The organism is Corallococcus sp. CA047B, assembly GCF_003612065.1.
Classification (GTDB): Bacteria; Myxococcota; Myxococcia; order Myxococcales; family Myxococcaceae; genus Corallococcus; species Corallococcus praedator.
The window spans coordinates 1-16,050 of record NZ_RAWD01000232.1; the positions used below are offsets into that span (position 1 = coordinate 1).

Consider the following 16,050-nt stretch of genomic DNA (forward strand, 5'->3'; position numbering starts at 1 on the left):
GCCCCCACCAGCCCCACCCGGTCCCGGGGGCCAAGTGTGAAGTTGTCCTCATCGAAGAGGACCTTCTTTCCGTAGGCGAGGCTGATGTCCTGGGCGATGACGAGGCTCATGGCGGGGCGGGAGATAACAGCCCGAGGGCCCCACGGGAACGCCTCAGATGCCTGCCTGACTGCCCAGGGGGCACATCTCTCGGGTTGGGCATGGCGCGCGGCTTGCCTATACTCCCGCCACCCATGGCCGCCCCCTGCCCCCATTGCGGAAGTACCGACGGTCAAGATCACCTGTGCGCGGCGCAGAGCCTCCAGCTCCTGGGCCAGGTCCTGGACGGCCGCTACAAGATTGAGAGCGTGCTCGGCCAGGGCGGCATGGGCATGGTGTTCCGCGCCACCCAGACCTCCGTCCAGCGCCCGGTGGCGGTGAAGACGCTCAACCCGTCGCTCGCCGCCGCGCCCCAGTTCTTCGAGCGCTTCCGCCGCGAGGCGGAGATCGCCAGCCGCCTGCGCCACCCGAACGTCATCACCATCTTCGACTTCGGCCGCGCTGCGGACGGCACCTGCTACTACGTGATGGAGCTGCTCAAGGGCGAAAGCCTCAAGGAGCTGGTCAAGCGCGAGGGGCCCATGACCCTGCGCCGGGCCGTGAACCTCCTGGAGCAGGCCACGCTGGGCCTCGCCCACGCGCACGAGGAGGGTTGCGTCCACCGTGACCTGAAGCCGCACAACATCATGGTCCAGGCGCTCGACGGGAAGGACTTCGTCAAGGTGCTGGACTTCGGCCTCGTGAAGGCGCTGGAGCAGGACGAGGAGGAGCAGCTCACCTCCACCGGCCAGGTGCTGGGCACCCCCCAGTACATGCCGCCCGAGCAGGCCGGCGGCGAGTCCGTGGACCAGCGCTCCGACCTCTACTCCATGGCGGGCGTGCTGTACTTCTGCCTCACGGGCAGCTCTCCCTATGGCGCCAACACGGTGCGCAAGGCGCTCACCGCCGCGCTCACCCAGCCCGTGCCCCCGGTGAATTCCAAGCGCCAGGGCGCGCCCGTGCCGGAGGCGCTGGACGCGTTCTTCGCCAAGGCGCTCTCTGCGGAGAAGGAAGACCGCTACCAGAACGCGCAGGAGTTCATCGACGCGCTCATCGACGCGGTGGACGGCCTGTCGGCGGAGGAGCTGGACGCGCACCCCACGGGCGGAGTCCCCGGGGCGGACCGTGGCACCGGCAGCCGCAGCCGTCCGGGTGCGGGCTCCAACAGCCGCGCGGGTTCAGGCAGCCGCCTGGGCTCCGCCAGCCGCGCGGGCCGTGCCCCTGCCCCGGCGGGCACGGGCACCCACGCACGGTCCGCGTCCCGAGTGGGCGCGGCCCCGGCCCGGGGCTCCACGCCCGCGGGCGGTGCGCAGTCCTCGGCCCGTCCGACCTCGAGCACGGGCAACCCGCCCCTCTCCCAGGCCAACCGCCGGCCGTCCCCGGCCCGCGAGGAGCCCGTCGAGCCGCCGCCGCCCCAGGGCATGTCCGGGGGCAAGAAGGTGGCGCTCATTGCCGTGCCGCTGGTGCTCCTGGGCGCGGGCGTCGCGTTGGTCATGTCGCGCGGCGGCGGAGAGGAAGTCCCCACCCCGCCGCCCGTGGCGATGACGAATCCGAGGACGGGGGCCACGCCTCCTCCCACACAGGTGCAGGACGATCCTCCTACCGCCCCCAACCCGACGGCCATGTCGCAGGACGTAACGGTGGAGTTCATCTCCACGCCCCCCGGCGCGGCCATCTACGACGGGGACGCCCAGATTGGGACGACGCCCACGAAGCTGATGCTGCCGCGCGCCAGGATGTCGGTGCTGCGCTTCAAGCTCGCCGGGCACCAGGACGTGGAGCGCAGGCTCGACTACAGCCGGAGCGCGGACTCGACGGTGCAGCCCGTGGAAGTGCGCCTGGAGCCGGTGCGCGTCGCGGCGCCCCGGCCGACGAAGCCCTCGAAGCCCTCCAACAACGGCTCCGACCCGGGCATCGGCGTCTTCGAGTAGGGCGCGGGCTCAGTTGCCGCCTCCTCCACATTCAGAAGCCCAGCAATCTCATGGGGTTGCTGGGCTTTTTCTTTGCCATCGCGTCCTCTAAGGACGTCCCAGAATTCGCCAAGGCGAGCCGCCACACCACAAAGACTACGTCCATACAACACAGGACCCTTCGTCACAGGCTGCCACACCAACGAGAACAGGCCACCACTCTTCCCAGGTCGCTAAAATGGCAATCACCAGTCTTCTCTCAGAAAACCCAGCAAAAACACTCACACTTATCGCAATCCTACTCATCCTATTCACAACAATCCCTCACATATGGGCCACATTCTCACCCCCACCCCACACACCAAACAAGAACTCAAAATGGGAAGACCGCCGCCGCACACTAGCCTACGCCCGCCTCCTCTGGGCAATACCAATAGCCATAGTTGCACTCCTTTCTTCCAACATATTCACAAACATAACACCAGAACGCTGGAAGATACCCGTCTCAATTTTTGGAGTTTTTCTCGGACTGACCTTGGTCTTCCTAGACTATTTCCTGAAACGTGCGGACGATCGCCGCAACGATGAAATTTGGCTCCAAAGGATTCGCTCGCTGGTTTTTCAATGGCCCGCCCCAAAAACACAAGACATAGATCCATACAAGGCACTAAATATCATCAACTCCAAGGTTGCCGCCAAATACACCAAACCCGGCAAACGCCCTCTCTATGTCACCCGAGACATCGACAGCCAAATTGACGCCATCTCAAAAACGCACGACCTCATCCTAATTACTGGAAACTCCAAATCCGGCAAGTCACGCACAGCCTTTGAGGCTATCTACCGCCTCTTCCCGGCCCAGTCACTGCTCGTTCCAGTAGATGGGAAAGCTCTTGCGGAAATTTTCCGTCTTGAGCCACCAATCAATTGGGGTACGGATCTCACAGTTATATGGCTGGACGATCTGCAGAGGTTCCTCGGCCCCGGAAGCATGACTCCGTCCTTGCTAAACCAAATCCTACAAACAGAAGGTCGCTTTAAAATATTTTCAACTCTCACATCACAACGACACAGTAGCTACCTGGACTCAAAAGGCGACATCGAAAAAGACAGCCAGCTTATCCTCAAGCACTTTCAGCAAATCAACCTAGCATCCACTCTAAGCCCTGAGGAAACCCAGAGAGCATGCATAGCCTACCCCGAGGAGCCTCCTGATCGACTCACACAGAGCCTTGGTGAGCATTTGGTCGCAGCAACGGAACTAGCGCGACGACTAGCGACGGGCGTGGAAGTGAACCCTCCGGGTCATGCAATAATGCGTGCAGCGATTGACTGGCATCGTTCAGGAATTCTTCGACCTATTCCAGAGCCAGCGTTAAGCATGCTTGCAGCGCAATATCTCGCTCTGTCAAATCTTCCTCACGTAGATTTTACACCAGCAGCTTTTGAAGCAGGGCTTGCATGGGCCCGGGAGCCTGTTGGACATCATGTCGCAATGCTGGCAGCGACCAACAAGCCAAACCAAGCGAGGTCCTTTGCCGCCATCGACTTCCTAGTGGAGAATACAGAAAAACTAGGCATCCCCATTCCGGAGCATTTCTGGGAGCACATCCTCACATTCGCCTCGCACGCGGACGCGTTGTCCCTAGGACGCATCGCACGCCGTCGACAGGATCACAAGTTCGCCCGAAGCACTCTTGAATTTGCGCTAACCTCCTCAGACGCGGAAACCATCTCAACGGCCGCGTTCATGTTGGGTGCAATACTCCAAAGCGAGAAAGATTATTCAGCCGCCGAGCAACGATATCGACAAGCAGCAGCAGTCGGCCGTGGCGACACGGCAGACCAAGCCATGGTCAATCTTGGAACCATACTTCTGAAGCGGGGAGACCTCGCTGGCGCCAAGCATGCTTTCGAGCAAGGCGCCTGCTCAGCCAGACCTGACATACAGAGGAAGGCGACAGCCAATCTTGGCTTAACACACCTCAAACAAGGCAATACAGCCGACGCTGAGCGCATATTTGTCGAGGGTATCAATTCAGGAGATAGCGAAATCATCGCACACTCCAAAGTCAACCTCGCTCGAGTATTCATGGACAAGGGACAACTTCACGAAGCCGAGCGAATCTTACTTGATATCGATCCTGCTCATCACGAAGCAGCAGCAATGGGAGCAGTTGGCCTAGGCACGATCAACCTTTTCCGCAGCGAACTAGAAAAAGCGGAGACAATCTTTCGCGAAGTCCTAAAGAGCGCCCAGTCGAACGCCAATCTCTCCGACGCTGCAATCATGGCGGAAAGCAATCTCGGAGGGGTTCTCCTGAATCTAGACCGAATAGATGAAGCCGAAGAAATCTACAATCGGCTATCATTTTCAAACGAGCCAGGCGTGTCAGAAATGGCCAAGGTCCACCTGGGAGTAATTCTTGTAAGAAATGACAGGCCGACCGACGCCGAACCTTTATTTCAAGCAGGCATAAAGGCAAGCGACCCAAGCACATCCGCATTGGCAAAAGCCAACCTTGGCTCCATCTACAAAAAAGCCGATCCAAGAGAAGCGGAGCGCCTCCTTCGCGAAGCACTTCAGTCCAATCAACCAGACGCAATCGACATCGCCAACCAAAACCTGCGAACTCTCCTTATACAACAAGACAGATTGGCAGAAGCCATCCAGCTTGCAGAAAAAGCCTCCCTCTCATTTCAAACCACCACAGCGACTGACGCTAAAATTGACCTCGGGATCCTTCGCTCTATCATGGGCGATGCAAGTGGCGCAGAGACGCTCCTGCGTGACGCCGTCAACTCAAGACTCCCATACACGTCCACCAGGGCAGAAGTAAATCTTGGGGCCGTACTTGCCAAACAAGGCAGGACACAGGAGGCGACTCGGCATTTCCGCAACGCCATAAAGAGCGGTGACCCTCATTTGAGATCCGATGCTCTGGCCTTGCTCGCGAACATGCGTTTCAATCCTTCCTTAGCCGCAAGACGTTTGCGTAAATTCCAGAGGACTCTCGAATCGGCCCGACAGTGGAGGCGTATAATAAACAGCCAACGCTCCTCACTTAAGACTGGCGACTAGATCAATCCTTCGACCAGTTAAAGATTAACAAAAATCTTGCCGCGGGCTCCTCAGATACGAGAGCACACGCGCAACGCAACCGTCCGGCCAACGACGTGCCGTGAGGGATTGCCGGAGGCGCAACGGGCGGCGGACGCTTCTGTGCATGGCGGAGCAGGTGGAGAAGCCGAAGTGGGCATGCGTCGCGGAGGCCTTCGAGGCCAGCGGGCAGACGCAGCAGGAATTCGCACTGGCGCGGGACGTACGGCTGAGCGCATTGCAGTCCTGGGGTAACCGTCCGGCCAACGACGTGCCGTGAGGGATTGCCGGCGTAGCAGGGCGCGGCGGACGCTTCTGGCATGTTGAAGCAGGTGGAGAAGCCGGAGTGGTCGCGCGTCGCGGAAGCGTTCGAGGCGAGCGGGCTGACGCAACGGGAGTTCGCGATAGCGCGAGGCGTGAGGCTGAGCACGTTGCAGTCCTGGGTGTACCGGCGTCGGCGGGCCGCGACGGCGCGCGGTGAGCCGGTGCGACTGTTGCCGGTTCAGTTGGCGACGGCCCCCGTGGCGTCCGAGTCCGTGCTGGAGGTGGTGGCGGCAAACGGAGTGCGCTTGCGATTCGCCGTGGGTGCCGACGTGGACTACATGGCCCGGCTCGTCGCTGCATTGGGACGGTGAGGCGGTGTTCGCTTCCCGCGTCGGTGCGCGTGGTGCTGGCCACGGAGCCGGTGGACATGCGCAAGTCCATCGACGGGCTGATGGCCTTGGTGCGCACGGCCTGGGGCGAGGACGTCTACTCGGGGCACCTCTTCGCCTTCGTCTCCAGGCGGGGCGACCGCATCAAGGTGCTGACGTGGAGCCGGGGCAGCTTCGTGCTGCTGTACAAGCGGCTGGAGACGGGCCGCTTCCGGCTGCCCCGGGTGGAGGCGGACGCGAAGGCAGTGACGCTGGACGCCACGCAGCTGGCGATGCTGCTGGACGGCATCGACGTGGCCGAGGTGAAGCGCCAGCCTGCCTGGGCGCCCCCAGGGCGTACAGGCAGCTGAGTACGTCTCCTCGTGAATGGCCTACCCGGCGCGTCGTTGAGCGCGGGTGCCCAAAGTCCTGCCCCTCGACCATTTCTGCCCCTGGCGTGAGGAGGCCGAGGAGCTTCGGGAGCGGATGACGTCGCTGGAGTCGAAGATGGCCGCGCTGGAGCGGCGCGTCTTTGGCAAGAAGGCGGAGAAGCTGCCCCCTGTCGCCCAGGAGTTGAGAGGCGAGGCACGAAGCCCCGAGAAGGAGACGGCACAGGCCGAGGCTGCCCTGGCGAATCGACGGGAGCGCGCGGCCCGGAAGGCCGCTGAGGCCCCGACGCGCGAGGTGTGGCACGCGGTGCCGCCCAAGGCACGTCAGTGCCCGGCTTGCGGCAGTGGGGACTTGAAGCCCCTGGGCGAGGGACGCAAGGCGGTGACGTACGAGTACGTGCCCGCCTTCTTCGAGCGCTTCGGGCTCCGCCACCTCCCCCTGCGCGCCGTGGTCGCGGAAGCGACGCGGGAGGAGGAGCTTGAGCGCGCGCTCTACGTTGTCGCGAATCCCCTCCACCTCCACGGATTGACCCGCGCGTTCTTCCTCCGCGAACGATTGCTGGCACTGCCAGAGGAGGACACGGGCCGCGAAGCCCAGCTGTTCCGGCTGGCGGTGCAAGACACGAAGCTCATCCCCCCACTCGAAGCCCTGGAGCAGAAGCTCGCCCGACGGATGCTCGACCATGCGCAGGCCGCCAATGCGCTGACCCAGGAGCTGGACCGGCTCATCGTCGCCTTCTGGGGATACCCGCCGGAGCGCCTCGATGACAAGGTCACGGTGGCGGAGCTGGTCGCCACAGGACTCGAACTCCAGTACTTCGACTCCTGACCTCACCGCTCGACGAAGCGGAAGGCCAGCGGGCGGCAGTGGGTGTCGGACTCGGACGGGGCGGCCCACGCCCCGAGCGCGTGGTGGAGCCGGCCCTCGCGCTGCTCCAGGTAGAGGATCATGTTGAGCGGCCAGCCGGCGCCCTGGAACAGATGCCGGTCCATGGGCGTGGGCTCCTGGCTCACCCGCAGGCCGCGCTCGTGGGGCGGGCCAATGCGGTGCCAGTCCGGGTGCAGGTGGATGGAGCCGAGCACCTCCCGCCCCTCCGCCTCCGCCTCCGCGGTGATGCGCAGCAATTCCCGGGGCTCGCACCAGTAGCCGCGCCGGCCATTGGCATAGCAGGCGCCGAAGCGCGGGATGATGGTGGCGTCGAACTCCTGGAGCACGGTGTCGTCCGTCTCGCGGATGTTGGCGGCGAAGCGGACGCGCTCCACCCGCATCGCGTCGTCCACGAAGCGCCCCAGCAGGACGGCCCAGCTCCGGGGTGGCAGCTCCGGGGTACACGCCAGGTATTCGCGGGTGGCGTCCGCGAGGAAGTCCGACAGCACGTCCGCGTCCAGCAGCACCAGCTCCGGGCTCATTCCGGCGTCTCCGACGTGGGGCTGGGGAGACGGCCCTCGGCCCGGTCCTCGCGAAGTTGGGTGATGAGGCCGCGGGCGACGCGCTCCTCGAAGGCGGCGGTGGCGTCCGGCGTCCAGGTGTAGAAGCCCTGGCCCGTCTTCAAGCCCAGCTCGCCGCGCTCCACCTTCTGCGCGAGCACCGGGGGCACCGGGCGTCCGGCGTTGCGCATGACGCCGGTGACGAGGTCCAGCCCCGCGAGATCCAACCGGTCGAAGATGCCGGACGCGCCGAACCGCCGCCCGATTCCCTGCGTGAGCACGCGGTCCACCATCTCCGGCGTGGCGACACCTTCCTGCACCAGCCGGATGCCCTCGCCGATGAGCGCCTGCAACAAGCGCGGGCCCACCGAGCCCGGCACGTCCTTCGCGAACACCACCGGCGTCTTGCCCACCTCCTCCAGGAAGCGCCGCACGGTCTCCACGACGTCAGGGGCCGTCTTCTCCCCGGGAATGACATCCACGAGGGGAATCAGGTGCGCCGGCAGGTAGTAGTGCGCCGCGAGGACACGCTCGGGCCGGGTGCAGTCCCGCGCCAGCGCCGTCACGCTCAGTGCGGTGGTGTTGGAGGCGAGCACGGTGTCCGGCGCCGCCAGCCCGTCCAGTTGACGGAAGACCTCCTGCTTGAGCACGAGGTCCTCGGGCACGGACTCGAGGACCAGGTCCTGGCCCACGGCGGCCTCGGCGAGCACCGTGGTGCGCCGGATCCGCCCAAGCGCGGCCTCACGCCCTGACAGCGACAGCAGCCCCGTCTCCACCAGAAGCGCCGCGTCCCGTTCCAACTTCACCCGCGCTCGCTCACTGCTGTCCGGACGCGTGTTGAAGAGCACCACCTGCCTGCCAGCGATGGCGAGCTCAAGCGCGATTCCGCACCCCATGGCTCCCCCGCCCACCACGCCAATCCGCATCAGCCGATTGTGTCCCATGGCGGCGCAGCGTCGCCGCGGTCGCATGACGGAGGCAATCCTTCCATCACGAACGCGGAGCGTCAGAACGATTCGGTGAAGGTGCGTTGCAATTGTTCATTCCGCAGCCTTCACCGCATCGCGTCGTCAGCCGTACAGCTCGCTGAGCGGCCCTGGAGCGATGCGCGTGCTGGACTCCAGGCTCGCGGCGGTCGACAGCGAGTCCCGCGTGAGGACGAGGGCCTGTACAGCGGCCGCTTGAGCCCCCTTATCGACCCTCCCGTGGCCGCGCTCATGGGCACCACGCTGCCGCTCTGACCGCCGCTGATGTCGAGGAACACCTCGACCGGCGTGCCCTCCGTGTCATGGGCTTCGTATCGGGCGGGCATGGTCGTTCTCGAGCCCCTGGCTGGCCTTCACCTTCTGCGCCCTCGCTGTACCGACCGGCACCTCGAGCTTGCCGTTCACCTCGTTGAGGGCGGGCCCGTTCGCGTCGAGAAACAGGCGCAGCCGGCCGTTGAAGCCCTTGGGCACGGTAAAGTGCACCGTCTTCGCGGTCCGGGCGTCCCACCAACGGGCCGTCAGGTCGTCGAACACCACCGAGAACAGTCCGACCGCGCCTACCACCACCAGCAGGAGTCCCACGCAGACCGCCGCGAGCATCGAGAGCCTGAAGAACTTCTTGATGAGCAGGGCGACGCCGACGCCCAGGCATCCCCCCACCACCACGAGGAACAACATGCCCAGGAACACACCCAGGGCCATTCCGCCGTCCGGACCGTTCACGTCGTTCGACTCCTCGCCGCGGGGGCACGACGGCCACCAGATTGGCCAAGCATACTACCGGCCGCAGGCAGTCCCGCAGACGCCCCCACCAGCCTGATGCGCGCCATGTACGCGATGCGCGCGGACTCGAACCCGGTGAACGTGCGCGCGTTGTTCACGTGTCCGTAGGCGTCCATCTCAAGGAGGCCTTCGGGTCGCTCGCGCTGCCGGACCACAAGAAGCCCTTCCTCATCGGGCCGCCCATCCGCGCCGGCGGCAAGGCGGGCGGCCCGACGGGGGCCTAGCGACGGGTCGTGGTCTCGCCGGTGAGCTCCACCGTCTTCGACGTGCTGTGGATGAACACCTGGTCGACGTCGTGGTCCTCGCCCGCGCTCGGCTCGTCCGCGACGAGCACCACCCGGTCGCCCTCGACGATCTCCGGGGCCGCCTTCGCGGAGCTGCCCACGGCGGCGTGGTTGAAGGGCGACTCGAAGGACATGTCGAGGTAGGGGACGCTGCCGTCACCGTTGAGATAGATGTCGTTCTCGATGCCGTGGCGGCACGGCTTGAGGCAGTGCGCGCAGGCCGGGAGGGGCAGGCCACACAGCTTCATGCACGCCTTGCGGGTCAGGGTCGTGCAGGACGGCCTGGGCGCGGGGGACTCGGAGCTGTTGAAGGCCACGACGCCCACCTCTCCGCTCTTGATGCCGCTCACGGAGACCATCAGCTTCCCCTCCAGGAACACCTTCGCCGTGTACGTCGTCGGCTTGCCGTCCGCGTTCACGAAGGAGGCCGCGAAGGACTGTCCCTGCGCCGTCTCCGTGACGGAGGACATGGCCACCACCTGGCCCTTCGCGACGTAGGTCTTCAGGGTCCTCGTCTCGCCCTCCTCCTTGTCCTCGGACGGCTCCACCCCCACGCCCGCGCTCCAGGCCTTGGCGCGCTCGGCGTCCACGCGCACGCCGTGCTCCCCGCTCGCGTCGGGGGCGTGCACATAAAGCGAGTCGTCCTCTACTTCCAGCCGCGCGTCGCCCGTCGCGCAGTGCTTCGAGCCGGAGAACTGGGCGCAGTCCTCCTTCGCGTGGGCCTGCGCGAACGGAAGGACGAAGGCGAACAGCGCGGCGAGGCCAGCGGGGGTCTGGCGACGGAACAGCGACATGGATGGCTCCTGACAGGCTTCAGGGTGGGGGGAATCCCCGCAGGCCGCCATTCACTTGATATGCCAAGGGCTCCCGGGAGTCTGGCCTTCCCACGCTCGCGGCCCTGGCCGGGAGTGAGTGACGGAGAAGGTCACAACCCGGCGGCGCTTGTGACGGGACGGGTCACAGGTGTGGAGGAGAGAGATTGCGTCCCCTCCACGTGCCCTTTGCGCTGTTGTCGTGGAAGCAGGGGGCCGTGGGGCCAATCCCACGCAGCGTCGGCATGTCGAACGCTTCAAAGTCACAAGGACGGGACCGTCCCCACGGACACCCCCTGGAACAGTCTGGCGGTTTTTTGCATCATTGATTGACCTGTCGGCTCATTCACTTCGCGGGACCGACCTGGCCCTCCGCGAAAGCGAAAACATGCCGAGCCTTCGAAGTCTCCCCTCTCTCGCCGCGGTCCTGCTGCTTTCCCTCGCTGCCTGCATTTCCGAGCCCACCGGTGAGCCCACCGGATCTGTCCAATTCGCCGCCACCGCCCAACAGGCGCTCTCCGCCAATGATGCCACCCGCGTCAAGGTGACCATCTCCGCCACGGAGATGGGCTCCCTCGTCGTCGAACTGGCCAAGGTCAGCGGCGCCTGGGGCGGCATCATCGGCAACATCCCCGTGGGCTCCAACCGCACCTTCCTCGCCGAGGCCTTCGACTCGGCCGGCACCAAGATCTTCCAGGGCCAGACGTCGGGCGTGAGCATCACCGCCAACCAGACCACCGCCGTAGCCATCACCCTCCAGGAGATTGTTCCCCCTCAGCCCTATGGCAACGAGGCACCCCTCATTGAGTCCGTCGTGGCCTCCGCCACCACTGTCCAGACAGGCGCCTCCATCACCCTGAGCTCGACGGTGCGTGATCCCAACACGGCGGACACCCTCACCCAGGCGTGGACGGCCTCCAGCGGCTCCTTCTCCACCCCCACCTCCACGTCCACCTCGTGGACGGCGCCTTCCTCCACTGGAATCCAGACCCTCACCCTCACCGTGACGGACTCCCAGGGGGCTGCCTCCTCCTTCTCCCTGTCTGTCAACGTCGTCTCGGGTGCCGCCACCGGCAGCGGGGCCGTCAACCTCTCCTTCAACCTCTGGCCGGTGGTCTCCAAGGTCTCCCCCTCCCGCACCCGCCTCGACGTGGGACAGTCCGTCTCTGTGTCCGCCAACGCCTCGGATGCGAATGGAGATACCCTCTCCTACCAGTGGGCCACGACCGCGACGTGCCCCGGCACCTGGACGAATGCGACTTCCAGCGCCGCCTCCTTTGTCCCGTCCTCCGTTCCGTCAGCCGCGTGTAACAACTGCCAGCTCACCGTCACCGTTCAAGACGGCCGCGGGGGGCAGACCACGGGTTCGATCAACCTCTGCATCGCCGCCGCCTCCACCGAGCGCTTCGTCCCCACCATCACCAACTTCTACCAGACCGCCAACACCACCTCCCCGGGACAGACCGTGACCTTCAGCGTCACCGCCCTGGACCCTCAGTCCAGCGCCCTGACGTTCGGTTGGAGTGCCAGTATCGGCTCGCTGGCCACGGCGCAGAACACCGCCAGCACCAGCCAGATCGTGTGGACGGCGCCTTCCTGCGCGGTGACGGGAGCTTCCTTCGTCACGGCTGGCGCCACCAATGCCTACGGCCTGACGGCCTCGAAGTCCTTCTCCGCCTCCGGCCTGCCGGCGTGCGCGACCGGCTGGGCGGGCGCAGGCACCCTGACCGCGGCCCGCCAGCACCACACCGCCACCCTGCTCTCCTCCGGCAAGGTGCTCGTCTCGGGGGGATACGACAGCGTCAATGGCAACCTCGCTTCCGCGGAGGTGTACGACCCAGCCACCAACTCCTGGTCCTCCGCAGGCACCATGGCCACGGCCCGCCGGCTCCACACCGCCACCCTGCTCTCCTCTGGGAAGGTGCTCGTCACGGGGGGCATCGGTAACAGCGGCCTCCTCCCCTCCACGGAGGTGTACGACCCGGCCACCAACTCCTGGTCCTCCGCAGGCACCATGGCCACGGCCCGTAACTCCCACACCGCCACGGCCCTGCTGCCCTCCGGCAAGGTGCTCGTCACGGGGGGCAGCGGCAGCAACGGCCACCTCGCCTCCGCGGAGGTGTACGACCCGGCCACCAACGCCTGGTCCTCCGCCGGCCGCATGACCACGGCCCGCTACTACCACACCGCCACGGCCCTGCTCTCCTCCGGAAAGGTCCTCGTCGCGGGGGGCAGCGGCAGCAGCGGCACCATCGCCTCCCCGGAGCTGTATGACCTGGCCACCAACTCATGGTCCTCCGCAGGCACCATGGTCTTGCTCCGCCGGTTCCACGCCGCCACCCTGCTTTCCTCCGGCAAGGTGCTCGTCACGGGGGGGATCGGTGGCGGCCATCTCAGCTCCGCGGAGGTGTACGACCCAGCCACCAACTCCTGGTCCTCCGTCGTCAGCATGCCCATCTACCGCGAGTCTCACACCGCCATCCTGCTCTCCTCCGGCAAGGTGCTCGTCTCAGGGGGCCACGACAGCATCAACTATCTCTCCTCCGCGGTGGTGTACGACCCGGCCACCAATGTCTGGTCCTCCGTCGGAGACATGCCCACGGCCCGCTACAACCACACCGCCATCCTGCTCCCCTCTGGCAGGGTCCTCATCGCGGGGGGCATCAATCCCAACTACGTCCCCGCCGCGATGATCTACACGCCCTGAGCGCACCTTCGCTCTGTAGACACGCACGGCGCTGAAGTGACACGGCCCGCTCTCCTCACGGATGGCGGGCCATTTCGCGTCTGAGCCGGGGGAGCACCGTGACGAATCCTCCCGTCGTGCGAAAGGGGTGGCCTGTTCGTCCGATGCTCAGCGCGCGCTGGGTAGCACGCCGAGGCCGCGGCGCCCCGCGCTCAGGCCGCTTCGACGCGGTCGCAGTAGGCGTCGAACGTCTTCTTCCAGGCCGGGCGCGCGATGCAACGCCTCTGGAAGGCGAGCACGTTGGGATGGTCCTTGACGACACTCTCGTCGGTGCCGGCGCCCAGCACATGCGTCATCAAGATGTCCGCGACGGTGAACGCGTCGGTCGCGACGAACTCCCTGCCCGCGAGCCAGCCGTCGAGCTGCTTCAGGCGCATGTCCCCCCACTGGTGAAGCGCATCGCTCCCCTGGGTGCCCTTGCCGCCGTTCAGGTCGACGAACCACGCGGTCAGGATCGGGACTTCGATCGTGTTCAGCGCCGCGACGCACCAGCGCAGCACCTGCGCTTCGCCGGCGAGGTCGCGCGGCATCAGCTTGCCGCTCTTGCGGGCGAGGTAGAGCAGGATCGCGCCCGACTCGGTGACGACCACGCCGTCGTCGTCGATCACCGGAATCTGTCCAAACGGATTGAGCGCGCGATACGCGGGCGTATCGAGGTCGTGCTGCGGATGATCCATCCCCACGACCTCGTACGGCAGACCCATCTCCTCCAGCGCCCACAGCACGCGCAGGTCGCGGGTCTTGCCGCGGGCCATCTTGTTCACTCGGGAGAAGCCGTAGACCTTGAGCATGCGCGCATCCTACTTCGCGCGCGGAGAAAAGAGCCCCCATGCTCACGAGCAGGCGCTTCTGTGTCGAGCAAGAGCCGCGTCACTCAATGGGCGGCGGCTCGGGCTCCAGGAGGTGGGGGGGCTCCGACTGCCCTTCGTCCCGAAGCCTGAGCGCGCGGTCGATGCGCGCGGCGGCACTGATGAGACCGAGGTGGCTGAAGGCCTGCGGGAAGTTTCCCAACTGCTCGCGGGTCAGCGGGTGGATTTCCTCCGCCAGCAGTCCCAGATGGTTCGACGCCTCCGCGTGCGCGACGAAGACGTCCTCGGCCTCTTCGATGCGATTGGCCAGCGCCAGCGCCTCGGCCAGCCAGAAGCCGCAGAGGATGAAGCCTCCCTCCGGCCCCCCTACCCCGTCATCCATCCGGTAGCGGCGCAGGAACGGGCCTGTGCCCAACTCCGCGCGCAGCCAGTCGAGGGTCCTCAGGATGAACGGGTCCGTCGCCTGGAAGCAGCCGACGATGGGCAGCAGCAGCAGCGCGGCGTCCGGCTCGTTGCCTCCGTAGGCTCCGACGAAGTGCTTGCGCGCCGGGTCCACGCCGTTGCGAAGGATGTCCGCCCGGATGACGTCCGCCAGGGCGGCACTGGACTGCTCCAGCGCCGTCTCACCAAAGAGCTTCGCCAGGTGCTGTCCCCGGCGCAATGCCAGCCAACCCATGAGCTTCGAATGGACGTTGTGCCGCATCTCCCGGCGCGGCTCCCAGATGCCGTGGTCGGGCTCGCGCCAGCGGCGGGCGGTGGTCTGGATGACCGAGCGGAGCAGCCTCCAGGTGCGCAGCGGCAGCCGCCCGCCGGAGCGCTCGTAGAGGTACGCCGCGTCGAGCAGCGCACCCGCGGTGTCGAACTGGAACTGGTCCCTCGCGCCGTTGCCGAGCCGCACCGGCCGCGAGTCCTGGAAGCCAGCGAGGTGGGTCAGCTCCGTTTCCGGCGGCACGGGGCCACCGTCCAGCGTGTACATCACCTGGAGCAGGTCACCGCGCTGCAACGTGTCGCGCATGAAGTAGAAGAACTCGCGCGACTCCCCCAGGAAGCCGAGGAGGTTGGTGGCGCGCACCGCCATCGCTGAGTCGCGGACCCAACTGAAGCGGTAGTCCCAGTTGCGAGGCCCCCCGATCCACTCGGGGAGCGAGGTGGTGGGCGCGGCCACCATCGCGCCCGTGGGGCCGTACATCAGCAGCTTCAGCGCCAGCGCGGAGCGCAGGACGTGGTGCCGCCACGGCCCTTCGTAGTGGAGCTGCTGCGCCCACTGGCGCCAGGCCTGGCGGGTATCCCGAAGGTGATCGAAGGGCCGGTACGCGGCAAGAGGCTCCGGCCGGTCCGAGTCCCACGACAGGATCATCCAGCGCCGCTCGCCCGGCCCCATCCGGATGCGCGTCTGGAGGCCCGTGTCTCCCCGGCAGGGTTGGCCGCGCAGCTCCCGGCAGGGCCGCCATTCCGCCTCCCCGCTGAGCACGGCGACCAGCCGCTCCCCTCCCGACCCGCGCGCGACGAGGCCGTGCTCCTCCCGCTCCACCCGCGTCTGAGACGCCCCGTACCCGAAGCGCGGGTCGAAGACGATGTTCAGCTCCACCGCGCCTTCGAGGCACTCGATGCGCCGGTGCACCTCGTGGACGGTGGAGCGCGGGTCGTTGGTCCACGGCATGAAGTCGATGATGCGGATGGCCCCCTTGCGCTCGAAGCGGAACAGCGTCTCCAGGACGTTGGTGTCCGGGTCGTAGCGCTGCAGGCTTTCAAAGGGCCACACGACGGGGGTGATGCCGGTGATGCCGCCCTTCTCGTCATCGAGGATGCCCGCGAAGACGCTCGGGCTGTCGAAGCGGGGGAAGCAGAGCCAGTCGATGACGCCGTCCGGCCGGACGAGCGCGCAGGAGCTTCCGTCGCCAATCACCCCACGACCCGCCAGGGGGACCTCCCGGTAGGACGCCGGGTTGGTGAACCGGAAGGGGCGGGCCATCCGCTTTGCGGCGCTGTAGAGGTCCATGAACAGGCGTGTCGCGAGGCAGGAGCGCGACCTCCCGCCCTCAACGTAGCCACAGCCGCGACGGCCGCACCCGGCAGCCCACCCACGCAGGGGG

At 66.1% G+C, this 16,050-nt stretch carries 14 protein-coding genes; 8 read left to right on the forward strand and 6 right to left on the reverse strand.

Features of this window, described 5'->3' with window-relative positions; translation table 11 throughout:
• Window positions 1-233: 233 nt before the first annotated feature.
• The 6 genes from D7X74_RS29050 (at window position 234) to D7X74_RS29070 (ending at window position 6,938) form a co-directional block, all read left to right on the forward strand.
• Complete coding sequence (locus D7X74_RS29050) at window positions 234-2,009, forward strand: serine/threonine-protein kinase (protein WP_120536257.1); 1,776 nt, start codon at window positions 234-236, stop codon at window positions 2,007-2,009.
• 514 nt (window positions 2,010-2,523) lie between these two features.
• Entirely contained in the window at window positions 2,524-5,070 is a 2,547-nt protein-coding gene (locus D7X74_RS29055; protein ID WP_158622307.1) for a tetratricopeptide repeat protein, read from the forward strand.
• A gap of 145 nt (window positions 5,071-5,215) precedes the next feature.
• Window positions 5,216-5,368: a hypothetical protein gene (locus D7X74_RS43740; protein ID WP_199741921.1), complete on the forward strand. Its 153-nt coding sequence runs from the start codon at window positions 5,216-5,218 to the stop codon at window positions 5,366-5,368.
• A gap of 40 nt (window positions 5,369-5,408) precedes the next feature.
• Window positions 5,409-5,723, forward strand: a complete 315-nt coding sequence (locus D7X74_RS29060) for a hypothetical protein (RefSeq protein ID WP_120536258.1) — start codon at window positions 5,409-5,411, stop codon at window positions 5,721-5,723.
• A complete protein-coding gene (gene tnpB, locus D7X74_RS29065; protein WP_147446711.1) occupies window positions 5,720-6,091 on the forward strand; it encodes an IS66 family insertion sequence element accessory protein TnpB in 372 nt (123 codons plus the stop codon). The genes D7X74_RS29060 and tnpB overlap by 4 nt, the downstream gene beginning before the upstream one ends.
• A gap of 46 nt (window positions 6,092-6,137) precedes the next feature.
• Window positions 6,138-6,938: a hypothetical protein gene (locus tag D7X74_RS29070; RefSeq protein ID WP_147446712.1), complete on the forward strand. Its 801-nt coding sequence runs from the start codon at window positions 6,138-6,140 to the stop codon at window positions 6,936-6,938.
• Between the two features lie 2 nt (window positions 6,939-6,940).
• Here the strand turns inward: D7X74_RS29070 and D7X74_RS29075 are convergent, their stop codons facing one another.
• The 3 genes from D7X74_RS29075 to D7X74_RS29085 all read right to left on the reverse strand — a co-directional run bounded on the left by D7X74_RS29075 (window position 6,941) and on the right by D7X74_RS29085 (window position 9,246).
• Complete coding sequence (locus D7X74_RS29075) at window positions 6,941-7,519, reverse strand: hypothetical protein (RefSeq protein WP_120536261.1); 579 nt, start codon at window positions 7,517-7,519, stop codon at window positions 6,941-6,943.
• Entirely contained in the window at window positions 7,516-8,508 is a 993-nt protein-coding gene (locus D7X74_RS29080; RefSeq protein ID WP_233602303.1) for a 3-hydroxyacyl-CoA dehydrogenase family protein, read from the reverse strand. Before D7X74_RS29080 ends, D7X74_RS29075 begins: the two co-directional genes overlap by 4 nt.
• Window positions 8,509-8,823: 315 nt before the next feature.
• Window positions 8,824-9,246 carry a hypothetical protein gene (locus D7X74_RS29085; RefSeq protein ID WP_120536262.1) on the reverse strand — a complete coding sequence of 141 codons (423 nt, stop codon included), beginning with the start codon at window positions 9,244-9,246 and terminating at the stop codon, window positions 8,824-8,826.
• 158 nt (window positions 9,247-9,404) lie between these two features.
• Here D7X74_RS29085 and D7X74_RS44900 point away from each other — a divergent pair, with 158 nt between their 5' ends.
• A complete protein-coding gene (locus tag D7X74_RS44900; protein ID WP_255424505.1) occupies window positions 9,405-9,530 on the forward strand; it encodes a hypothetical protein in 126 nt (41 codons plus the stop codon).
• On the opposite strand, the gene D7X74_RS29095 is transcribed toward D7X74_RS44900, so the two are convergent.
• Entirely contained in the window at window positions 9,527-10,384 is an 858-nt protein-coding gene (locus D7X74_RS29095; protein WP_120536264.1) for a hypothetical protein, read from the reverse strand. The two genes, D7X74_RS44900 and D7X74_RS29095, sit on opposite strands and share 4 nt — an antisense overlap.
• A gap of 562 nt (window positions 10,385-10,946) precedes the next feature.
• Here D7X74_RS29095 and D7X74_RS29100 point away from each other — a divergent pair.
• Entirely contained in the window at window positions 10,947-13,109 is a 2,163-nt protein-coding gene (locus D7X74_RS29100; protein ID WP_370450815.1) for a kelch repeat-containing protein, read from the forward strand.
• A 191-nt stretch (window positions 13,110-13,300) separates the two neighbouring features.
• Here the strand turns inward: D7X74_RS29100 and D7X74_RS29105 are convergent, their stop codons facing one another.
• Together D7X74_RS29105 and D7X74_RS29110 are read right to left on the reverse strand one after the other, a co-directional pair.
• Window positions 13,301-13,939 carry a glutathione S-transferase family protein gene (locus D7X74_RS29105; protein ID WP_120536266.1) on the reverse strand — a complete coding sequence of 213 codons (639 nt, stop codon included), beginning with the start codon at window positions 13,937-13,939 and terminating at the stop codon, window positions 13,301-13,303.
• Between the two features lie 79 nt (window positions 13,940-14,018).
• Window positions 14,019-16,050 (reverse strand): glycoside hydrolase family 15 protein (locus tag D7X74_RS29110; protein ID WP_233602304.1); only part of this gene is annotated, 2,032 nt, incomplete at its 5' end.